Source organism: Novosphingobium sp. P6W (genome assembly GCF_000876675.2).
Classification (GTDB): domain Bacteria; phylum Pseudomonadota; class Alphaproteobacteria; order Sphingomonadales; family Sphingomonadaceae; genus Novosphingobium.
The window spans coordinates 1,969,004-1,991,293 of sequence record NZ_CP030353.1 but is presented as its reverse complement, the minus strand read 5'-3'; the positions used below and the strand labels follow the sequence as shown (position 1 = coordinate 1,991,293).

The 22,290-nt window shown below is 62.1% G+C and carries 18 protein-coding genes and 1 pseudogene; 11 read left to right on the top strand and 8 right to left on the bottom strand.

The window, feature by feature from the left end; translation table 11 throughout:
* Positions 1–128: 128 nt before the first annotated feature.
* From TQ38_RS24690 to TQ38_RS24670, 5 genes are all read left to right on the top strand, one after another.
* Positions 129–1,874, top strand: a complete 1,746-nt coding sequence (locus TQ38_RS24690; protein WP_043970348.1) for an amidohydrolase family protein — start codon at positions 129–131, stop codon at positions 1,872–1,874.
* A gap of 349 nt (positions 1,875–2,223) precedes the next feature.
* Complete coding sequence (locus TQ38_RS24685; RefSeq protein WP_162792369.1) at positions 2,224–3,318, top strand: ROK family protein; 1,095 nt, start codon at positions 2,224–2,226, stop codon at positions 3,316–3,318.
* A gap of 198 nt (positions 3,319–3,516) precedes the next feature.
* Positions 3,517–6,369 carry a TonB-dependent siderophore receptor gene (locus TQ38_RS24680; protein ID WP_162792368.1) on the top strand — a complete coding sequence of 951 codons (2,853 nt, stop codon included), beginning with the start codon at positions 3,517–3,519 and terminating at the stop codon, positions 6,367–6,369.
* 10 nt (positions 6,370–6,379) lie between these two features.
* Positions 6,380–7,981: a PQQ-dependent sugar dehydrogenase gene (locus TQ38_RS24675; RefSeq protein ID WP_052505518.1), complete on the top strand. Its 1,602-nt coding sequence runs from the start codon at positions 6,380–6,382 to the stop codon at positions 7,979–7,981.
* Positions 7,981–8,538 carry a nuclear transport factor 2 family protein gene (locus TQ38_RS24670; protein ID WP_043970344.1) on the top strand — a complete coding sequence of 186 codons (558 nt, stop codon included), beginning with the start codon at positions 7,981–7,983 and terminating at the stop codon, positions 8,536–8,538. The genes TQ38_RS24675 and TQ38_RS24670 overlap by 1 nt, the downstream gene beginning before the upstream one ends.
* A 502-nt stretch (positions 8,539–9,040) precedes the next feature.
* Here the strand turns inward: TQ38_RS24670 and TQ38_RS24665 are convergent.
* Positions 9,041–9,967 carry a LysR family transcriptional regulator gene (locus TQ38_RS24665; RefSeq protein ID WP_043970342.1) on the bottom strand — a complete coding sequence of 309 codons (927 nt, stop codon included), beginning with the start codon at positions 9,965–9,967 and terminating at the stop codon, positions 9,041–9,043.
* A 99-nt stretch (positions 9,968–10,066) separates the two neighbouring features.
* Between TQ38_RS24665 and TQ38_RS24660 the strand changes: the two genes are divergently transcribed.
* Positions 10,067–11,167 carry an aldo/keto reductase gene (locus TQ38_RS24660; protein WP_240198093.1) on the top strand — a complete coding sequence of 367 codons (1,101 nt, stop codon included), beginning with the start codon at positions 10,067–10,069 and terminating at the stop codon, positions 11,165–11,167.
* A 208-nt stretch (positions 11,168–11,375) separates the two neighbouring features.
* The gene (locus TQ38_RS24655) at positions 11,376–12,515 is read left to right on the top strand and encodes a diguanylate cyclase (protein ID WP_052505517.1); all 1,140 of its coding nucleotides are present in this window, start codon (positions 11,376–11,378) and stop codon (positions 12,513–12,515) included.
* Positions 12,516–13,208: 693 nt separating this feature from the next.
* Here TQ38_RS24655 and TQ38_RS24645 read toward each other — a convergent pair.
* Positions 13,209–13,502, bottom strand: a pseudogene (locus TQ38_RS24645) (transposase domain-containing protein); the annotation flags it as partial.
* A 29-nt stretch (positions 13,503–13,531) separates the two neighbouring features.
* On the opposite strand from TQ38_RS24645, the gene TQ38_RS24640 reads away from it, so the two are divergent.
* Positions 13,532–13,993, top strand: coding sequence for a LysR substrate-binding domain-containing protein (locus TQ38_RS24640; RefSeq protein ID WP_240198092.1), 462 nt, complete (start codon positions 13,532–13,534; stop codon positions 13,991–13,993).
* Between the two features lie 35 nt (positions 13,994–14,028).
* Here the strand turns inward: TQ38_RS24640 and TQ38_RS24635 are convergent, their stop codons facing one another.
* From TQ38_RS24635 to TQ38_RS24615, 4 genes are all read right to left on the bottom strand, one after another.
* Complete coding sequence (locus TQ38_RS24635; RefSeq protein ID WP_043970340.1) at positions 14,029–14,691, bottom strand: DsbA family oxidoreductase; 663 nt, start codon at positions 14,689–14,691, stop codon at positions 14,029–14,031.
* Between the two features lie 382 nt (positions 14,692–15,073).
* Positions 15,074–15,544 (bottom strand): aminoglycoside 6'-N-acetyltransferase, encoded by a 471-nt coding sequence (gene aac(6') / locus TQ38_RS24630; protein ID WP_043970338.1) that lies wholly within the window; start codon positions 15,542–15,544, stop codon positions 15,074–15,076.
* An 84-nt stretch (positions 15,545–15,628) separates the two neighbouring features.
* Positions 15,629–15,760, bottom strand: a complete 132-nt coding sequence (locus TQ38_RS24625) for an HU family DNA-binding protein (protein WP_043970777.1) — start codon at positions 15,758–15,760, stop codon at positions 15,629–15,631.
* A 1,113-nt stretch (positions 15,761–16,873) separates the two neighbouring features.
* Complete coding sequence (locus TQ38_RS24615) at positions 16,874–17,539, bottom strand: Crp/Fnr family transcriptional regulator (protein ID WP_043970336.1); 666 nt, start codon at positions 17,537–17,539, stop codon at positions 16,874–16,876.
* Positions 17,540–17,712: 173 nt separating this feature from the next.
* On the opposite strand from TQ38_RS24615, the gene TQ38_RS24610 reads away from it, so the two are divergent.
* The gene (locus TQ38_RS24610; protein WP_043970775.1) at positions 17,713–18,162 is read left to right on the top strand and encodes a globin domain-containing protein; all 450 of its coding nucleotides are present in this window, start codon (positions 17,713–17,715) and stop codon (positions 18,160–18,162) included.
* Positions 18,163–18,210: 48 nt separating this feature from the next.
* Positions 18,211–18,435, top strand: coding sequence for a DUF1971 domain-containing protein (locus tag TQ38_RS24605; protein WP_240198090.1), 225 nt, complete (start codon positions 18,211–18,213; stop codon positions 18,433–18,435).
* Positions 18,436–18,509: 74 nt separating this feature from the next.
* On the opposite strand, the gene TQ38_RS24600 is transcribed toward TQ38_RS24605, so the two are convergent.
* Positions 18,510–18,920 carry a MarR family winged helix-turn-helix transcriptional regulator gene (locus TQ38_RS24600; protein ID WP_043970331.1) on the bottom strand — a complete coding sequence of 137 codons (411 nt, stop codon included), beginning with the start codon at positions 18,918–18,920 and terminating at the stop codon, positions 18,510–18,512.
* A gap of 161 nt (positions 18,921–19,081) precedes the next feature.
* Here TQ38_RS24600 and TQ38_RS24595 point away from each other — a divergent pair, with 161 nt between their 5' ends.
* Complete coding sequence (locus TQ38_RS24595; RefSeq protein ID WP_082057482.1) at positions 19,082–20,770, top strand: chloride channel protein; 1,689 nt, start codon at positions 19,082–19,084, stop codon at positions 20,768–20,770.
* 440 nt (positions 20,771–21,210) lie between these two features.
* Here TQ38_RS24595 and TQ38_RS24590 read toward each other — a convergent pair whose 3' ends face one another.
* On the bottom strand, positions 21,211–22,269 hold the full coding sequence (locus TQ38_RS24590; protein ID WP_043970327.1) for an LLM class flavin-dependent oxidoreductase: 1,059 nt from the start codon (positions 22,267–22,269) through the stop codon (positions 21,211–21,213).
* Positions 22,270–22,290: the final 21 nt, after the last annotated feature.

Genomic DNA, 22,290 nt, shown 5'->3' with positions numbered 1-22,290 from the left:
TACGGCGCCTTAGACAAATGCGATCCAGCTTCGAGCCGCCCCCATCGCGCCGCCTCGCCTAACTTTTTGCATAGGCTCCTCGACGAGCAGCGCGACCTATCATCCCGACAAAATCGGGAGAGACACGTATGCTCGATCTGCTCATCAAGGGCGGCGACGTCGTCGATGGTACGGGAAGGCCGCGTTTCACGGCAGATATCGGCGTCGCCGATGGCCGCATCGTCGGAGTGGGCGACCTGTCCGGCCCTGCCCGCCGCACCATCGACGCCACCGGCATGCTCGTTACGCCCGGCTGGGTGGACATACACACGCATTACGACGGGCAGGCGACATGGGACATGCTGCTCGACCCCTCTTTCAGTTCGGGCGTCACCACCGCGATCCTCGGCAACTGCGGCGTCGGCTTCGCGCCGGTTGCACGGGGGGACGAGGGCCGCCTGATCGACCTGATGGACGGGGTGGAGGAAATTCCCGGCGGCGCGCTCCACGCCGGGCTGGAGTGGAACTGGTCCACCTTCCCCGAATATCTCGACGTGCTGGATTCCAAGCCGCGCAGCTTCGACGTGGGCTGCTATTTGCCGCATGGCCCGCTCCGGCTTTTCGTGCTGGGCGACAAGGTTGGCTCCGGCCGCAAGGCCGATGCCGACGAGATCGAGCGAATGGCCGGCCTTGTCGATGAAGCCATGCGGGCCGGCGCATTTGGCGTATCCAGTTCGCGCACGTCGGTCCATCGCACCGTTCACGGTGACATGACCCCCGATTTCGAGGCAGACCGCGAGGAACTGGTGGCGCTTGCCCGCGCAGTTGCGCAGCGCCGGGGCGTCATGGAGTTCGCGCCAGCGGGCGTAGTCGGCGAGGATCCGCATGGGATTCGCAGCGAGATGGCGATGTTCGACGACATCGTGACCGAAACCGGCGTCGACGTGCACATGCTGTTGCTGCAGCCCAATCTCGACCCGGATTACTGGCAGGAGCAGCTGGCGTGGGCGACGCGGATCAATGCTGCCGGTCGCTCGCGCGTATTTGGGCAAGTCAGCGGGCGCAGCATTGGCGCGCTGCTCAGCTTCTACGGTACTCACCCGTTCATGGAGCGGCCGACCTTTCGCGAGGTGAAAGCCAGTCTTCCGCGCGACCAGTGGCTGACCACGCTCGCCGATCCGCAGATGAAGACCCGGATCCTGACCGAGACCGACCGGGAAGGTACCTTTGGCGCGTTTCTCAACCAGCATTGGGGCAGCTGCTTCGATCTGGGCGAGACGGCCGACTACGAACCGGATGATAGCGTCAATGTAGTCGGTCTCGCGGCGGCGGCGGGCACCACGCCGCAGTCCTTCGTCTACGATATGATGCTCCAGACCAGCCGGCACCCGCGTCTGTTGCTGGCGATCAATAACTATGTCGGCGGTGCGCTGGAGAAACTGAAGCCGATGATCGAGCATCCCGCCACCGTGCTTGGCGCGTCAGATGCAGGGGCGCATGTCATGACGATCTGCGATGGCTCGATGAACAGCTTCATGCTGACGCACTGGGCACGCGATCGCTCTCGGGGGCCGGGGATCCCGCTGGAACAGGTTGTGCGGATGATGAGCCATGACACGGCGCGCTCGATCGGAATTATCGATCGAGGTACGCTGGAACCCGGAATGCGTGCGGACCTCAACGTGATTGATTTCGACAACCTCGCGCTGGGCAAGCCCACCATTGTCGACGACCTGCCACAAGGTGCTAGCCGGCTTTTGCAGGACGTCCGCGGCTATCGCCTGACAATGGTGAATGGCACGATTACGCGCGAAAATGACAAGGCCACCGGCGACTTGCCCGGCCGCTTGCTAAGGCATCGCGCGCCAATCGCCGAGGTCGAAATGCAGGTCTGAACGGAGTAGACGGCCTCCTTAGTGAGCTTCTCGCACGGCACTCGCTTGGGTCGCACAGCGATTGCCGAAGCCGCACATGCCACTTGCTCCGCTGAAGCCAGGAGCGGGCTCGCCGAACACCTGCGAGCCCCCGAAGCTACGCGGAAATTCAGGCAGTGCGGCACGATGACGATTATAACCGTTGTCAGGGTGTCGAAGCCATCGACATGATCGTATGAGCAATGACTCCGTGCCGCGCAGCAGCGCGGTCCGTATCCTGGAGCAGCGCTTGGTTTCCTTCACGTCCCTCAGTGCCCTGCGTGTGTTGCAAGCCGTCCGCCAAAGCGAGCCGGTCTCGCGAGTAGAACTCGTGAAAATCACGGGCCTCTCCCCGGCAATGATCACTATGGTGACTGGCAGCCTGATCGAACGCGGCCTCATCAGCGAGGCCGGGGATACCCGCCAGTCACGCGGCAGGCCACGGATCCGCCTGACCACCAACCCCGATGGTGGGCTCGTCTGCGGTGTGCTGATCCACCCCGAAGGCATGGTCGACATCGAAGTGGCGAACCTTGTCGGACAGGCCGTGTTCACTAGCACGCACACGCTCGGCGCGCATCTGTTCGACCCGGCCTTCGTGGATGAACTGGCCACCGCGATCCGGCAGGTGTGCGATGACCATGCCGTGGATGACAGGCTGCTCGCCATCGGCGTGTGCCCCCCCACGACCATCGACGGCGAACGCGGGCTGGTGCACTGGATGGCAGCAGACGGCACCCTGCCCAAGCCAACGCCGCTGAAGGCGATGCTGGAAAGCCGGCTCGACCTTCCCGTCTTTCTCGACACGCGGGAGAACGTGATCGCCCGGCGTGAGCGATGGCACGGCGATCCGGACGCCGGGGACGATATGGCCGTGATTACGATCGGCCCCGGCATCGGTCTTGGCCAGTATCAGGGCAAGGCGCTGCGGTTCGGCGCCCACGGCTTCAACAGCGAGTTCGGGCACATGAAGGTGCCTCTGGCAGCGGGCAATCCCTGTCCCTGCGGAGGCACCGGCTGCCTTATCACGGTATCCTCCCACTACGGCATTCTGCGCATGGCCAAGGGGGCGCAAGGCATGCTCGATCCCACGTTGCCGCAGATCCGCAAGGAATTCGAACAGGTCGTGGATCAGGCCTGTGACGGGGACAGCAGATTGCGCGAACTGTTCAACCTTGCCGGTCGCGCGCTAGGCACCGCAGTCGCAAACCACGTCAACCTGCTCGACCCGGCAAACATCGTCATCGTGTCGGAAGACGAACGCGCCCTGGAACTGATGCGGCCGGGGTTCGTGGCCCAATACGCAGCCGATCTCCTGCCTGTGTTCCGCGATCGCGCACCGGTCACGCTGAAAGCGGATGAGCCGGGTAGCCGTGTCGAAGGGGCCATCGCGCTCGTCCTCGATCGGCTGTTCGGCACCACTTGAAGCTCCTGAACCCTGCCCACCACGCACTGACCTAAATATCAGGTGCGCCCACCTCCAATAAAATTCACAAGGTGAATTAATAGGTCGGGGGGCTTCCAGAGAACGCAATTTCACCCCCGCTCAACAAGACCTATGATAGGGCGAGGGTGCGATTATGAATGGGAAGGCTTTTGCCGTACTTCTGTGCGGCTGCGCGACTTGGGCGACCGCGGTGCACGCGCAGGAACAGTCGCAAACCACCACAGCAGTGCCGGACATGGCACCGACCAGCAGAAACCGGAGCTTCCTCAGGCTGAGACCGATGCCATCGTCGTCACCGGCAGCCGCATCACCCAGCACGGCTATGCGATGCCCACGCCGGTCACGGTGCTGACCGCGCAGCTTCTCGAACAGTCCGCGCCCAGCAACCTGCCGGACGCGCTGAACAAGACGCCGCAGTTCCAGAACTCGCTTGGCCAGGCGACCTCGCTGACCAATGCGGACCGCCCCTATTCAGGCAACTATCTCGATCTTCGCGGCGTCGGCCCGGTCCGCGCGCTGGTGCTGCTGGACGGTCGCCGCGTGCCACCGACAAGCTATGAAGGCACCGTCGACACCAACCTGCTGCCCCAGCTTCTGGTTCAGCGTATCGACGTGGTGACCGCTGGCGCTTCGGCCGTCTATGGGTCGGACGCGGTCAGCGGCGTCGTCAACTTCGTGCTCGACACCAAGTTCAACGGCGTGAAGGGCGTGGCGCAGCGTAGCGTCTCGCAGCGCGGCGACAACGGCGGCTATCGTACCGGCATCGCGGCAGGCACCGGCTTCGCCAACGATCGCGGCCACGTGGAATTCAGCGTCGAGCGCTTTGTGAGCGACGGTATTCCCAGCAAGAAAGACCGTCCCGGCCAGTCCTCGGACTACCTGTTCCTGGGCTCCGGCACGGCCGCCGATCCATACAAAATCTACCCCAACACCAACTTCTCGTTCGTGTCGCGCGGCGGGCTCGCCGTCAGCGGGCCGTTTGCAGGCCAGCAATTCCTGCCCGGCGGTGTGCTGGCGCCGTTCAATCCCGGCACGATCATCGGCAATCGCGGCCTTGCCACCGGCGGCGAGGATTCCGCCTCGTCGTCGAACGGCAATACCGTGCTCAGCGCGTCGCTCAAGACCCTGCAGAGTTTCGGTCGCCTCAGCTACGAAATCGTGGACGGTGTCGAAGCCTATGTTCAGGGCGGCTACGCCGAATCGCGCAACCACTACAACGCGCTCGAAGACAATTTCCGCGTGTTCATCCCGATCTACAGCGGCAACCCTTACCTGTCCGACGCGGCACAGGCGCAGCTGACCGCCACCAACACACCGTCCTTCACGATCAACCGCGCCGATGACCGCGTCTCCAACCTCGATACTTATGTCGATACGGTGAACCGCGCCTATAACCTCACGGCCGGTTTCAAAGGCGACATCAGCCCGCGCCTGCATTTCGAGGCGTACTACACCCACGGCGACACAAAGCTGAAGACACGCCGCAACGAAAGCGAGAACACCAGGTTCTTCGCCGCGATCGATGCGGTGGACCAAGGCGAATTCCAGAACAACGTCGCCAACGGCAATATCGTGTGCCGCGTGACGCTGACGAACCCCGGCCTCTACCCAGGCTGCACCCCGCTAAACCTGCTGGGCGAAGGCTCCTCCTCGCCCGAGGCGCTGGCCTGGCAGCAGGGCATCACCCGCTTTGCGGTGCGCAACAAGCTGGACGAGTGGAACGTCAACGTCGGAGGTGACGTGGTGGACCTGTGGGCCGGTCCCCTCGCCATCAACATCGGCGCGGACTACCGCAAGCAGTCGCTGGAGCAGACCAGCAACGCCGATCCCTCGATCCCGCTCGACATCACGGGCCTGCGCGGCATCAGCCCCAATGCGGCGCGTTTCGTCTACACCAACGTCGGCGTCGCCAACGGTTCGTACAATGTGAAGGAAGTCTACGGCGAATTCGCGCTGCCGCTGCTGCGCGATGCCGCCTTCGCCAAGTCGCTCGATCTCAACGGGGCGATCCGGTACACCGATTATAGCACCTCCGGCTCTGTCGTCACGTGGAAGGCGGGCCTGACTTATGCACCAATCCCGTCGATCCGCTTTCGTGGCACGGTGTCGCGCGATATCCGCGCGCCAACCCTCTACGACTTCTTCGCCGGTCGTTCGTTCAACTCGACCGTTCTCAACGATCGCCTGACCGGCGTCAGCGGCGTTGCCACCACCTTCGGCGGCGGCAACCTCCAGTTGAAGCCGGAAATCGCCAAGACCTACACCGCAGGCGTGGTGCTGCAGCCGGACTTCCTGCCTGGCTTCAGCCTCTCGGCCGACTATTATGATCTTACGATACGCAACGCCATCACTTCGCTGGATGCCGGCACCATCGCCGACACCTGCTTTGCCAGCGGCGGCACCGACCCGGTCTGCTCGCGTATCGTGCGTCCGTTCCCGACCAGCAATACCACGACGGCCAACTTCCCGACCTCGGTGGACGTCTCCCCGATCAACGGTGCCTCGTTGCACACGCGCGGCATCGACGTGGACGCCAGCTACGATTTCAACCTGGACATGGGCGAAACGCCCGTCTCGGTCCGCCTGCAGGGGCTGGCGAATTACGATCTGAAGTTCATCTCCGCCACCGGCGCCAGCCAGGCGGGCCGCACCTTCGACACGACGTCGGCCTTCCCGCGCATGCGCCTGACGATGAACGCCACGCTCAGCACCGAGCACGCGGACCTGTTCATCCAGGGTCGCTACTTCACCCGTACCAAGCTGAGCGACCTGGCGCTGGCGGGATCGGGCTACGGCGTGTTCGACCCGGTCCATGCACCGGCCGCGTTCTACATGGACATGACTCTGACCGGCCATATCGACGGTCTGGGCGGTTCGATCAGCCCGTTCATTTCCGTCAACAACCTGCTCGACAAGAAGCCTCCGTTGATCCCGGCGGTCGCCAACCCGGGCGTCACCTATCCTACCATCCTCGCGCTTTATGACGTGGTCGGCCGCGCCGTCACCGCCGGTGTGCGCTTCAAGTTCTGATCGGACTGCCATGACCCTGCCGCTTCGTCGACGTTTCCACGGCCTGCTGCGGCAGGCCGTCCTCCCCGCATTCGGCTTGCTTGCCTTGGCGGTGGCGGCCTGCCAGGGCAAGCCGGAGGATCAGAAAACCAGCGCGGAGACAGCCGCCCCCGCTTCTAATGGCGCCGTTGCGGACGGGTCCATCGCACAATTGTTCGGAACCAACTGTGCGGGCTGTCATGGCGTCGATCTCAAGGGTGCGCAGGGGCCCTCGCTGGTGGACAAGACATGGATCCACGGCAGCGACGATGCCAGCATCCTCAAGATCATCACGAAGGGCGCGATGACGGCGGGGATGCCCGCCTTCGAAGGCCGGTTCAGTGATTCCGAGATGCGTGGCCTCGTCGCCTACATCCGCGAAAAGGGCGCTTCGGCCCCGGCGGACACGGCCCCCTTCCCCACCAGCACGCAGACCTCGGAGAAGCAGGCATACAAGGTGGTGCCGGTCGTCGCCAAGGGGCTCGTCACGCCCTGGTCGATGGTTTTCCTGGGCGCGGATCGCATGCTGGTCAGCGAGCGCCCCGGCCGCCTGCGTGTGGTCCATACCGATGGCACTATCGATGCCCCGGTCGCCAATGCCCCGCGGATCACCAGCGAATTTATCCATGGCGGCATGCTCGGACTGGCGCTGGCCCCGGACTATGCCAAGTCAGGCTGGATTTACATCGCCTTCACCGACGAGCGCCCTGACCGCTTCGACGAGATCGAACGCTGCGGCAAGCGATCCACCTGCTTCCAGCTGGCTTCGCAGATCAAGGTGATCCGCGCCAAGTTGCGCGGCAATGCCCTCGTCGAAAAGCAGACGATCTGGCAGGCCCCTGACAGGAGCTACCGCACCACGCCCAACTTTGGCGGCCGCATGGCCTTCGGCGCAGACGGGATGCTGTACTTCGGGGTCGGCGACCGCGTTTATTCGCTGATGGAGGCGCAGGATCTGTCCTCGCCCATCGGCAAGGTGCACCGCGTGGCACCGGACGGATCGATCCCCAAGGACAATCCCTTCGCGAAGAAGCCAGGCGCCCTCGCCTCGATCTGGAGTTACGGACACCGAAACCCGCAGGGCTTCGCCGTCGATCCGCGCACCGGCCACCTGTGGGAAACCGAGCACGGCCCGCGCGGCGGCGACGAGCTGAACCTGCTGCATCCCGGATCCAACTACGGCTGGCCGCTGGTCACCCTGGGCATGGGCTATGACGGGCTGCCCTTCGATCCCGCCTATCCCATCGGCCACTCGCAGCTGGCGGTGCCCATGCCCAAGGCGGCGAAGCCGGACCCGAGCACGATGGTGGACTCCGTCACGCACTGGACGCCCTCGATCGCGGTTTCCTCCATCGCCTTCTACACCGGCAATCTGTTCCCCCAGTGGCGCAACAGCCTGTTCGTCACCTCGCTTCAGCAGCAGGAGTTCCTGCGACTGACGATCACGAACGACAAGGTCACCGGGCAGGAACTGCTCTTCCGTTGGCACGGCCGCCTGCGCGATGTCGTAAACGGACCGGACGGGGCGATCTACATCGCCGTCAATGAACCCGATATGATCGTCAAACTGGTCCCTGCCACGGAGAAACGCTGATGCCGTTCCGCGCACGCCTGACCCTTGCAGCTCTGCTTCTTGCGGGCTCTATGCCTTCGGCCATCGCCGCCGCATCACCGGCCAAACCCGCCGATGCATTGCACCGGCTGCTGATCAAGGAGGAGATCCGCGACACGCTGGCCCACTACAACCAGCTGGTGGACCGTGACGACGGCGCACCCGACCGCAGCGCGTGGATGGCGATGTTCACCGATGACGCGGAGATGCGCGCCTTCTACCCCGACGGTACGCCCGACATTCACCTGCGCGGCCGGCCAGCGATCCAGAAAGCATTCGGTGGCGGCGGCACCAAGGACAGCGGGCTCGCCTCCAAGCACTACATCGTCAACGTCGTGTTCGACGATGTGGCCGACACCGCGGTGCGTACCCACATCAACGCCATGTCGGTGACCACCACCAAGAACCTCGTCAACCGCCACTGTGAAGGCTGCGGAACTCAGCCCGTGGCGATCTCCATGTTCATTTACGACAACACATGGGTGAAGGTGGCTGGAGAATGGAAAATCCAGCGCATGGAAGTGTATTTCAAGAACTGAATAACTCAGCCTTACAGCGGGCAAATGACGCCGCCGCCCCGTGAAATTGGGACGGCAATTTTGCGCGATGGCCGCGGCCACCCACGTACTGCATTCAAGAACCGGCTGATGCCCGTCCAGTTCATATAGCGGCATGAGCGGCTGCCCTTCGTAGCGCAGCTTTTCTCTATTGACGGATATGGCCGTTATGGTGCCACCGTATGCCCTTGTCCGTCTTGTTGTACCGCTAGCATGACGATGCCTTGTCCCACCCCGGCATCGACCACGTCGGCGCTGCCAATCTGCATGGCGATGCTGCGCCCGTCCGGACTGACCACCGGGCGGCCGCCTTCCATTGCCACGTGATGGCTTATCGGCGCCAAGGCACGAAAACCGAGCCCCGGCTTTTTCGCGGCGCTACGGTTGCAAGGCGATCCCTATGAGGTGGTGCTCAAACTTGGCGTTCTTGCGCGTCTCTTCGAACAGTTCTCTGAGGTGCTGCCAGTGAAGAAATGCTGCCATTTCATTTATTCGCAGGCCCCGAAACGGCGGCTGGGATCGTAGCAGAGCGCATCACACCCATGAATGCCTGGAATGCAGCGGTGGGCTGCCTGCGGCTGGGGTAGTATAGGTGATTGGGCGGAAGGTTCGGCGCCCATCCCGGCAGCACCTCCACCAGGTTTCCTGCCGCGAGATGTCCAATCGCCTGTTCGGCAATCAAGCAGCATATCCCGAGACCGTTCAACGCCGCATCCCGCATCATATCGACGTCATTGGTGACGAATGTCGTCGGAACCGCACGTTCGAGGCTGACGCCCTCTCGCTCGAATGCCCAGCGATGCACCGTTCCCGCTGAGCTATACCGATAGCTTATGCAGCGATGACTACCGAGATCGTCCGGAACCGACGGCGTGCCGTGTACGGCCAGATAGTCTGGCGCGGCAACAAAGATCAGCGGCACCTGATCACTGATCCTTAGCGAGATCATATCTGCCTGCAATTCCCCTTCATGCCGCACACCGCAGTCGAACCGCTCCGCGACTACATCGACCAGACCGTCATTGACGACCAGTTCGACCGACACATCGGGATAGTCGCGCGCGAGAGTGGCAAGACGCGGCAGCACGATATGGACGGCGGCCGGTCGATGGGCATTGACGCGCACCCGACCGCTAGGTCTGTCCCGATCGAGGTCGAGGATCGCGAGCCCTTCCTCCACCGACGCCATGGCAGGCCGCAGGCGCAGCAACACCTCCTCACCCGCGCGCGTCGGTGCAAGCGAGCGGGTGGTGCGGTCGAGTAGCCGAATGCCCAGCTTCGCCTCCAGCGTCCGCATCGCATGACTAAGCGCGGAAGCGGACAGGCCAAGCCGCGTCGCTGCCTTCGCAAAGCTGCCCGCCTCGACAATCTCGGCAAAGACGGCGAGCCCGGACCAGAGGTCGCGATCCATTAGTGAAAATCCTTCAGCTACCCATGCGGCGCCGATGATCTAATCACAGGTCGCATCCAAATCCATATGACTTTCGCGCAACGCCTGTCGGAGATGATTATGATGACCCTTGAATCCTATCACGCGCTGGGGCGGTCGGGCCTCCTTGTCAGCCCCCTGGCCCTCGGTACCATGACCTTCGGCACGCCGCGCTGGGGCATGGATGCGAAGGACAGCCGCGCGGTCTTCGATCGCTACGTCGATCTCGGCGGCAATTTCCTCGACACGGCGGATGTTTATTCCGGCGGTGCGTCGGAGGAGATGGTCGGCGCCTTTGTAAAGGATGCGGGCTTGCGTGACCGGATGGTCATCGCGACCAAATCCGGCTTCGCGACGGGCAAGGCACCGCTCTCAGGCGGCAATGGCGCGCGTCATGTCCGCGCGGCGGTCGAAGGCTCGCTGAAGCGCCTCGGCACCGATTTCATCGATCTCTACTGGATTCATATCTGGGATGGGATCACCCCGGCAGAGGAACTGCTGGAGACGATGAGCAACCTCATCCGGTCAGGCAAGATCCGGTACTGGGGCCTGTCCAACAGCCCCGCTTGGTATATCGCGCAACTGGCGACATTGGCGCAGGCACGGGGTCTTCCGGCGCCCGTCGGCCTCCAATATTATTACGCGCTGACCGAGCGCGGGGTGGAGAACGAGCATGTTCCGCTCGGCCGCGCGCTGGGCATCGGGCTCGTGCCGTGGAGCCCGCTCGCGTATGGCCTGCTCACCGGCAAATATGATCGTGCCACGGTGGAGGCAGGGGCATCGCGGCAGGGCGGCGTACCCAATGCGGGTGGTCCGGCAGGCGAACGCCCGGAGGGCGACAAGCGGCTCGACGGCGACAATCCCTTCGGCGACACGTTGTTCACCGACCGTAACTGGCGGATCGTGGATGAACTCAAGCGCATTGCCACCGAGACGGGGGAAACACCGGCCCGCATCGCGCTCGCGTGGGTCGTCGGACGGCCGGGCGTGTCCTCTACCCTCATGGGCGTGAGCCGCGTCGAGCAGGTGGCGGACAATGCCTCGGCGCTAGCGCTGGAGCTTTCACCGGACCATCTGGCCGCGCTCGACGTCGTCAGCGGCGGAACCGGCAATTTCCTCTACGGCTTGTTCGAGCGGCCGGTTCGCAATCAGGTGGTGTTCGGCGGCGCAAACGTGGCGTGAGGGAGAGCGGCTTCCCTTGGAACTTGGGGAAGCCGCAGCCGACCCTCTTTTACCGCTCAGCCTCAAAGTTTCGGTACCGAACCTCGCACCACCGCGCAGGGTCGATGGTGGCAGGCTTTCGAGCTGGCACCTGATCGGCGGGAACTCACAAGAAATGCAGCTAAGGTGAAGCCATTGTTAAGCAATAACGCTTAGGCAGCCCTACCAGATGCTACCCTCCGTTGATCTTGCCACTTTGCGCCTGTGCAGCTTGCTTGCCTCGGCGACGTTCGTCGTCATATTTCTGTCGCTCTGGCGTGGCCGCAGGGAACAGCTCCATAACGTGCACTGGGCGGCTAGCCTGCTGCTCTACTGCGTTGCGCTGGCGGGTTTGGAGTGGATCAACAGGCCAGAGGACGTGCTCATCAGATCCCTGCTGGTCGCGGCGCTTACTGCGTCCAACATCCCGCTAAGCACAGGGGTGCGGCTATTTGCCGGGCGCCCCCTATGGCGCTGGTGGATGAGCGTTCCGCCCGCCGTGACGCTGATCGGGTTCCTGCTGCCATCCATCGTGGGCGTTCTGGGCATGCCCATGCCGCCGCAAAGCGAGCAATTGCTTGCAGCCTTCGGCCTCGCGCTGGGAATGGGCACGTTCGGCGCGGACGTCATCCGGCAGGCCGCCCGCGCCGTTCCCGACGGGTACGGCGGGCGCATTGCCGGCATTGCCTTGCTAGCTTATATACCCTGCTACCTCTTTGCGATTGCCGGCGATATCCTGCACCTCGCCACACCTAGTACGTTGGCCGTGGTCGCCTTGCTCTCGGACCAGCTGCTGCTCATGCTGTTGAACGTTGGCCTGTTGGCCATGCCCGCGGAAGCTGCGCTCGCCGCGATGCGCGAGAGCGCCTGGCGCGACGGGTTGACCGGCGTCTACAATCGCGCGTGGCTGGCGCAGGTGCATTCCGGATTTCTCCAGCCGGGGACATGGCTGGCGCACATCGACATCGACCACTTCAAGTCCGTCAACGATCGCTTCGGTCACGCCGTGGGGGACGCCACGCTCGTCGCTCTCGCTCGTACGCTGGTCACTGCGACCCTCAACAGTGAGTTCGAGTTCGCTGCGAAAGTCGTCCGGATGGGCGGGGACGAATTCCTTATAATCATGCCAAACGCTTCGCTGCTCAAGGCGCAGAGGTTGGTGCAGAACGCCAGAAAGGCAGTCAGCGACCTGGGCCCGTTCGACTGGACCGTCAGCATCGGTTTGACCGAAGTTCTGGCCGATGACACAGCGTTGAGCAATGCGGTCGACCGCGCGGATCAACAGCTATACGCTGCCAAATTGGCCGGACGCGATCGTGTTGCCGCATAGTTCAGCTCTCCGGGACCTCGGGACGTCGGCCTTGGGCGCCAGCGAAACCAACCCTTTGTCGCCGTTCTGAGGCAAATTTCTCACTCCCATATGCAGTCCGCCCGATTACACGGAATCTCATTCACCGAAATCTTGCATTGCGCCTACACAGGCACTCTGAATGGTGTTCCGCAGACATCATAGTCGATCATCGCCTTGGTCGGCCATTTCGGGTCGTTCAGATCCTTTGACCACTGGGCAACGGCCGCCTCCAGTTCCCTGACCTTTTCGGGATATTTCGCCGCCAGATTATTTGCTCGTTGGGATCATCCTTGAGGTTGAACAACAGCGTGTAGTCGCCATCGAGGTGCTTCCACAGCTTCTACTCGTCTTTGCGGATGGAGACGAGGGACTGGCGGCGCCAAATCAGGGCGTCATGCGGCACTCCTTTTGCCTGACCTTCCACGAACGGCACTAAGTCGACACCGTCATAGACACGGTCGGCAGCCAGAATCGGCGCGAGACGGCGAGCAGACGGGAGCGGTCGCATAGCCGTCCGCAAACTTCACGCCCTCATTGCCGATGCGGTCGATGTTAGGGGTCTGGATGCGCTTCATTCGTAAGCGCGCATTTCGTAGCACGCTGCTTCCGGAGGCAGTGCGGCCATCATAGTTGACGCTGGACGAGACAGGCCACCGCGACGACGTCGGCAGGTCAGGCTTGTCTTTCGAAGTTGAATGGCAGCAGGTCGTCGATATCGGCGCCGTGAGGTCGCTGGGGCAGTTCAGTGAGAACATGGCGTAGCCACGCGAGAGGCTCGACGCCGCAGGCGCGGCAAGTCAGCATCAGGCTGTAGGTGACGGCGCTCGCCCGTGCGCCGTCCACGGTGTCGCAGAAGAGCCAGGATTTTCGTCCCGTTGCCGTCACATGTTCATTCTGCCCATGTCGGGCAGATGGTAGAGTTTCATTATCGTTGGCATCCATATTACGGCGACCGTTTTCGGTATGAAGGCCGCGAGGATCGGCTGGAGCAGGACATGATCGCCGTGCCGATCGGACCGCGTTCGCAGCTGATAATCACGGCGGCGGCTCCGGCCTATCTCGATCTCCATGGCCGCCCAACCCATCCCCGGGACCTCCTCGACCACGCCTGCCTGCGCCTGCGCTTCTCCAGTGGCGCACGGGCCACCTGGGAGTTCGAGCGCGGCGACGAAGTGATCCGCCTCGACCCGCCCGGCCCTCTGCTGATCCAGCCGGGATCGGCGTGCGACCTGCTGGTCGAGACGGCGACGGCTGGCCTTGGTGTCGTGCGGCTTTTCGAGGACTGGCTTGCCCCGGCCATGCAGTCAGGAGCGCTGGAACGGATTCTCGACGAGTGGGACGAGCCGTTCTCGGGGCCGATGCTGTATTATTCCGGCCGCCGCCAGCTTCCCCCTCCGCTCAGGGCCTTCATCGACTTCACCCGAACGGATTCAGCTGCGCCGAAGACGCAAAGGTAACGACCATCTGCCTGCAGCAAGGTGTACAATCGGAGCTATTGAGCGACTGCAGCCCGTTCAGCGGCAATCTTTTTCAGTACCTCCTCAAACACTTCGACCGGCTGGCCGCCCGACACAAGGTACTTCTCGTCGATGATGATGGCCGGGACGCTCGAGATCCCTCGCGAGCGCCAGAGCTCCTCGTCATCGCGAACTGCCGCAGCAAACTCGTCTCCGCCGAGGATTTCCGCCGCGCGCGCCGTATCAAGGCCCGCCCGTGTCGCAACATCCAGCAGCACGTCATGGCGCGACACATTGGCGCCCTGGGTAAAGTACGCCTCGAACAGCGCATGCTTGAGTTCGGATTGGCGGCTCTGTTCTCCCGCCCAATGCAACAGCCTATGCGCATCGAACGTATTGTAGATGCGGCTCTCGTCGCTCATCGCAATCGTGAAACCGACACCGGCAGCCCGCTCCTGGAGCACCGCCCTGCTCGCGGCCGACTGTTCCGGCGTGGTGCCGTACTTCTGTGCAATGTGGTCGCGCAGGTTTTGCCCTTCACTCCCCATGTTCGGATTAAGTTCGAACGGCTGGAAATGAATATTGGCAGTCACATCTCCCTGGAGCCGCTCAAGGGCAGCTTCCAGCCCCTTCAGACCGATGACGCACCAAGGGCAGGCCACATCGGACACGAAATCGATCTTCAAGTGCTGGGGCATTCTCAGGCGTTCCTTCGATCAGCTGCATTTTCACATGCTCCGGACAGATAGGAACGTTCTCGGCAAATGACGAGGTTACGGTGTTGTATGGGGGTCCAATGCGTCTAAAAGACTGGGTGCTACTCACATCGCCAAAATCTGGACGTCAGAGCCGGATAGGTTCATCGTCGATCCGATCCACCAGATGCCGGGACTAAACACCTAGCAGATCGGCGTCGACCGGCTCACTGGCTTTTGAGCTTTTTTAGAACGAGGCGGCCGCCCGATCAACATCAATGCCACATCTGCCCCGCATGCCCATCAACGAGCGACCTATTGATAACACAATGAATAAGCTACCGAGAAGGTGACGATGGATATTCATAGCTTCGTCTGGAGCAGTTCAGCTTAACGGCGGCATCGGCGGCAAGACCCTGCGAAAATACACCACTCGCTCGGTTTCCTCGAAATCCAGCGCTGCGTGCATCGCCTGCGCCACGGTATTGTCCAACATTGCATCCGAGGCGAGTTCAGCGCAGCCCATGCTGCGAGCCCATGCTTCCACGGCGTCCACCAAGGCGCGCCCGATACCTTGTCGCCGGCATTCTTCCACGACGTATAACCCTTCGAGGAAAGCGACCGGTGAACTTTCGCAGCCGTTGACGTAATCGACGCGCAGCGCGGCTTCCGCAAATCCGACAAGCCTGCTGCGTTGATCGCGCGCCAAAAAGGCGATGAAAGACTGTGCGTTCGCCCTCAGTTGAACCAGGTCTTCGTGGTGCTCCACTTCCGAGCCATCTGGCCACAGCTGCGTGCGTAAAGCCGACCATTCACTAAGATCAGCGTCGCTGCCCAATGTTATCCGTACAATCATGCCCGCTTGGCCTTGAAAACTGGACAGGGAAATTGTGCGTAGCGGTGGCACCGGCAATCCGCGCGATACCGCCGCCATATTGCATCACCCGTTGAGCTTGTCCTTGACAGCCGCGCTGCCGATGGCCTCGAAGACGGCGTCGACAATCCTGCGAGCGCCGGCTTTGGTAATGCCGTGATCGTTGGCGATGGCGCCGGCGAGATCACTGTTGTTCATCAGAAGTTCGTCCTGTCGATATCTATATTCAGTGAGGTACGCTGTTTTCGAGCTTTGCCGCCCTCCACCATGAAACAGCCGAAAACGCTTTCAAACTCGTATACTCACGTTGAACGCGCCTTGAGGCCGCTTTGTCCACAGCCTGTGGATATGTGAAACTCATTCGGTGTCCGAAGTGCCTGGAAAACGTTGGGCACGGAACCTTTCTCCGCCCGGTCCCTTGCATAACGGACACAAGGAGAATTCCCATGTTTGGCAAGGTAATCGGCGCAATAGCAGGAAACAAGGCTGCACAGCACGTCCGGGGTGTAAGCGGCACTGGAGGAACGTTGCTCGGCTTTGCAGCGCCAATGGTGCTACGCCGCCTCGGCCCGCTTGGCCTCATCACCGCAGTTGCAGGCGGGTACGCTTACAAGCGTTATACCGACCGTCGGGCGGCTCAAAAGCAGAATGGCGCGCGGCCCAGCGGATTTGCAGAGCCCACGCGTACACAGGCTTGATCCTATCCTGCGGCGCCGTAATCCGCCCGCCACGAGCAACACGGCAGGCGGGCGAAGGCATAGGACGTCAGGATCGACAGTGCTCTGCTCCACGTGGTCGCGGCTGAGCGTTTTGTGATTGCCGCACACGGGCCCGACCCTCGACAAGCGAGCAAGCTTTGTCGAACGGCACCGCGTCACACGGGCGACAGGGAACCGTCAAGGAACGCGCCGGTCAATAACCCTCGAGCGAGTTTCCTTCCTCGAGGGCACTATCGAGCATGCCGGCCTTTCTGAAATTTCTTTCTCTCGTTCAGCCGGTTACTTAGCCGGCAACTCCCGATGTTTGCGTTGAATGAAACATATAAAAAACGAATGAGGCGCGGCGTCGACGCACCGACTGGCGATCTCGCCTGCTATCTCCATAGCGTGTTCGGCTGATCGCGGCCTACGTCGAAACAGCTGCGAATATGCCAGCGGGGCGACTAGCTGCCGGTCTGAAATGCGCGCGTGCCGTTGTTTAGCAGCCATAGGCGAACGCCTGAACCCTGCCGTGCCGGAAAACATCTGATTTCCGTGCATCGCGCGGAAGTGCGACAGCATTTTTCAGCCGTATTCACGGATGATCGATTTGCTAGGGGGGCGGCCTACCCTCTGCGAGGGAATGTAGAGCTGCACGATCATGGATCAGGATGCGCCGCCCAATGCTGGTCAGGACACCTGCCCTGGCCCAAGCAGTGAGCATTCGGCTCGCTGTGTAAAGGGTCGTACCCGAAAACTCAGCCAGGTCTTTGCGGCGCAGCGGGAAAGCTAGCTCGCCGCTGCTGTCGTGACGGGAGAGGCGCAAGAGCGCACGTGCGAGACGCTGATCGGCGCGCTGGGTAGCCAACTCGCGCACCCGGTCCTGAAGTTCGACGAGGCGCGTGCCGATCACCCGGATGATGTTCATCGATACGCGCGGATAGGCGTCGATCAGCGCGTTGATATCAGCCTCGCTCCAACTGAGCACCACCGACGGCTCCGCAGTGATCGCATCGGCCGGGAGCATATGGTCCGTGAAAAGCGGCACCGTTCCAAACATTTCGCCGGGCGCTATAAAACGGATGATGGCCTGTCCGCCATCGCTGCCGGCCTGCACGATACTGACGCTTCCCTTCGCCACCACATAGGCCCGTTCACATCGATCGCCCTGTTCGAAGATTCGATGATGACCGGGCAGTCGTTCGACACGCGCGCAGGCATGGGCCCGCACCAACGCTTCGTCAGGCAGATCGCGAAGCAGTTCCATCGCACCGAGCATGCCAGATATTTTTGCGTCTAAGGCAGCGCCGTTTTTCCAACCGATGGCTCGTCTCCTGCCTTGTGCCGCCCAAGGAGCGATAGAGCGAAAATAGAGAGCGCAGTTTGCGCCAGCGCAAACTGCGTCGACTCAACTGCCGATACAGATGGGTCGATATCATGAAGAGGATCATCGTGACCAAGCCCTTGTCTTCCCAAACCCTGACGCTGGTCAAGGCGACAGCACCCGCTCTACAACAGCACGGCGTGGAGATCACGGCGCGTATGTATCAGCGCCTGTTCGTCGACCCTGAGATCAAGGCGCTGTTCGATATGGCGGCGCAGGAGTCCGGGGAACAGCCCAAGCGCCTTGCGGCTGCGATCCTCGCCTTTGCGCAGAATGCCGATAAGCTCGACGTGCTGAAGGGCGCAATCGAGCGGATCGCCGAACGGCACGTAAAAACCCACATCAAGCCCGAACATTATCCCGCCGTCGCCAACGCCTTGCTGCCAGCCATTCGCGACATTCTCGGCGAAGCGGCGACCGACGAAATCCTGGCGGCATGGGGCGAAGCCTATTGGTTCCTCGCCGACATTCTCATTAACCGCGAAGCTGAGATTTATAAGGAAGCCGAGCCCGCATGACCGGCCCTGCCGCCTTACAGCTCGTCGCCGGTATTCGACGAGGATACGTTGCCGGCGGCGCTGCGGGCGTGCCATGACTTTAAGCCGGGTGTGTGGGGATTGATCCATGTTCTTGAAGGCGAGTTGAAGCTTACCTACCTCGATCCCCTTTCGGATATCATGCTGACCGCCGATCATCCCGGCGTCATCGAACCGCAACAGCTGTACTTCGTGATCTCAGGAGCGATGCGGATGCAGGTCGATTTCTATCACCTACCGCCTTTGGCCGGCTGATGATCGCGGATGGCTTCCCCCTGCAAGAAGTCGGGCCAGCCATACTGCGGTATTCCGCAGCCGCCGGTAAATCTTCACGAAACTTCGAGCAACTCTAACAGCCGTGTTACGGCGGGCAGCAGACGCCTGATCTCTTCGCGGTGTGTTGCGCTTAGTGTTTCAAGTATCTGCAGGGCACTTGGGGTCAGGGACAGAACAGCCTGCCGCTTATCGCGAGGCGATGGCTCGCGCCGAACGAGCCCCAGTCCCTCCATCCGGTTCACCAGTCCGGTGGCGCTGTGCGGTTTCAGGATGAGACGCTCGGCGACATGGCCGATTGTAGTTGTACCCGGCGGTGCCGCGCGGATCACCAACAGCGCCTGGTGCTGCTGCGGGGTGAGCCCGCATTGCGCCGCCTCGCCTTCGCTGAACGCCAGGAACTGCCTCACCGAATATCGAAAGTCGGCGAGGGCGAGATAATCCGCGTCTGTCAGTTTGCTGGCCATAGGCTCAGTCCCGGCTTGGCACCCTCTATGTCAACCGTTGATATATATCGTGTTACGATATATTGCGCAGGCCATCCCGTCAGCCAGCCGAGCACATCATGATTCCCGCAACCTCATCCCCTTCCCGTCGCCCCCTTGCCGATCACAGCGCGGATCGGCGCATGCTGCTGCTCGCGGCGGCGGCACTGATCGTGGGCAGTGGGGGCGCGATCGGCGCATGGGTGCTGCTCAAGGCGATCGCTATCGCCACCAATCTTTTCTGGTTCGGACGCCTGTCCGCCGCGCCCGCGCAGATCATCGACAATGTGCTGGGCTTGTGGCTGGTCGCCGTGCCGGTGATCGGAAGCCTGATCGTGGGGCTGATGGCACGGTACGGGTCGGACAAGATCCGCGGCCACGGCATACCCGAAGCAATCGAGGCGATCCTCTACGGCGAGAGCCGATTATCGCTGAAGGTCGCCTTGCTAAAGCCCCTGTCTTCAGCGATCTCAATCGGAAGCGGCGGTCCCTTTGGTGCTGAAGGACCGATTATCATGACCGGCGGGGCCATCGGATCTCTGTTCGCTCAGGCGTTCCATCTCAGCGCCGCCGAGCGCAAGACACTGCTCGTTGCTGGCGCGGCAGCGGGCATGACGGCGATCTTCGGCACGCCGATGGCTGCGATACTCCTGGCCATCGAGGTGCTTCTCTTCGAATGGAAGCCGCGCAGCTTCGTGCCCGTCGTCATCGCTGTGCTTGTTTCGTGGCTCTGGCGGCCGCTCCTGATAGAGGCCGGGCCGCTGTTCCCTGTCCACCATGCGATCGCCCTCGCGGCCGGTCATATCGGCCTGGCAGTAGCGGTGGGCGTTCTGGCCGGGACGCAGGCATCGCTGCTATCAGGGGCGCTCTACAGGATCGAGGACATGTTTGCCCGGCTGCCCCTTCACTGGATGTGGTGGCCGGCGCTCGGCGGCCTGGCCGTGGGGCTCGGCGGCCTGATCGACGCTCATGTCCTGGGCGCCGGCTACGAGAGCATCCGTGGGCTTCTGGACGGTTCGCTTGCGATGCGAGTGGTCTTAGCGCTGCTGGTGGTGAAGGCGTTGGTATGGCTTATCGCACTGGGCTCGGGCACTTCGGGCGGCGTGCTCGCGCCGCTTCTGTTGCTGGGCGGTGCGCTTGGTTTCGTTCTGGGCCAGTACCTGCCCGGCGGGAGCGCCTTGTGGGCGCTGGCCGGAATGGCCGGCATCCTGAGCGGCGCCATGCGCGCGCCATTGACAGCGGCGCTGTTCGCGGTCGAGCTGACCGGTGATTTCGAGATGCTTCCGCTGACGCTGGCAGCGTCGGCAGGTGCTTACGCCATCAGCGTGCTGGTAATGCGCAGATCAATCCTGACCGAAAAAATTGCCCGGCGCGGTCGGCATATCCTGCAGGAATACACCGTCGACCAGTTTGATTTTCTCCAGGCGGCGCAGTTCATGACGCCTGAGCCCCAGGTGCTGCCCGGCAGCATGACCCTCGCCGACACGCTCGCTTTTTTCAAAACCGACGCGCACCATCGCAGCTATCCGGTGGTGGCCGAAGACGGCACGCTTACCGGTCTCGTTTCGCGCTCAGACGCGCTGCGCTGGCAGGTCGATAGCATTCCGGCGGGCGCCACGCTCGCCGACACATTGTCCGACTCGTCGCAACCCTGCGGCAGCCCGCATGACCCGCTCAGCCGGATCGCGGACCTCATGATCGAGACGGGCGTCGGTCGCATTCCGATCGTTGACCCCGCGACGAAGCAGGTCGTTGGCATCCTGACCAGACACGATCTGCTGAAGGTCCGCCACGTTCACCACGATCTCGAGACGAAGCGCGCACGGTCATGATCTGAGGTCGTTTTGGTATCGTGACACTTTGCGTCGTGGCTCGGTTACACAGCCGAACTCGCGATCGATGAATTTTGATCTGCAATATCAGACTATATTGCGAAGTATATCGTCCACATCAAGCCGAACGGCCACGTCAGTCTGACTAAGTTATACAGTCGAAGGACAGATGTCCAACTGGTCGCTTATCACCCATGCTGGTCTTCAAGTAATGTCAGCCATCTTCGGTTAGCTTACTCAAACCGGAAAGTCGCCTATCTAGCGGAAGCGGCTATTTCCGCGCGCGTCAGGGAACGACTTGAGTCGTCCATTGGTAGCCAGTCACCCGCCTGATTAAGAATCAAAGCCAATTGCCGGAGTGGCCGCCGCCTTTTCTTCCCTGCTTAGATACTACTCAAGGCCACACGCGCGCCAGTTCTCGCTAACGTGCACTGCAATAATCAGGCAAGGGCCTTACGCAGTCGCGGGATGAGCGACTGGCCTATATGCCGAGTATCCTCGATCGGCTCATAGCCGCTGAGGATGAAGCGGCTGACGCCTTGAGCGGCATAGGCCATCAAAGCCTCGAAGATCTGGTCGGTGCTGCCGATCAGGCAGTTTATGGAGGGGCGGCCGGTCGGTACCCGTGTCACGCCACTCCACATCCTGCCGTCCAGGCTGTCGCGATTGGCATCTGTCAAGCCGCGCTCTATTGCCTGGCTGCCCGTTTCGCCAGGAAGAGTGGCAAAGCGACCGTTGTCGACCACCTCTTCCATCAACCGACGTTGCATCGCGTGCGCTCGCTCCCAGGCCTGCGCCTCGGTATCTGCAACAAGAACGCGGGTAGATATGAGGTAGTCCAACGTGCGGCCGTATCTTGCGGCGGCGATGCGCACGTCTGTAACCATTTGCCTGACCTGCTCCACGCCGACGGCCGGCAGCGCGTAGACATCCGCCACTTGCGCGCCGTGATCGACGGCCATTGGCGACGACCCGCCCCAGAAGATCGGGATGCTTCCCGAAAGAGGGCGGACGTGGGCGAAGGCGCCCCTGGCTTTGTAGAAATCTCCTTCATGGTCGAACGGCTCGGCCGATGACCATACTCGCCGCATCACGTCGACGTATTCGTGGCTGCGTCTGTAGCGCACGTCCTTGGTCAGGAAATCGCCATCCGCCTGGATCTCGACATCGTCAGCGCCGGTGATGATATGGACGCCGCAGCGCCCGCCGCTCATCCGGTCGAGGATCGCGAACATCCGCGCAGCCATGGTGGGGGCGATGAAGCCGGGGCGATGCGCGATCATGAAGCCGAGCTTCTTCGTGGCGGCAGCTGCCCACGTCGCGATCGGAAGGCTGTCGGGCCGGTGTGCGCTGTTGGCGATCAGCACCCGGTCGAAACCGGCGTCTTCGTGTACCTGGGCGCAATGGGCAATGAACTCCGGCTCAACCTCCTCAAAGCTCTTGGGCCGCAGATCCGAATATTCGTTCCAGTGCAGGATGCCGAGAATTTCACAAGCCATGGTTCACTCGCTACCGAAATG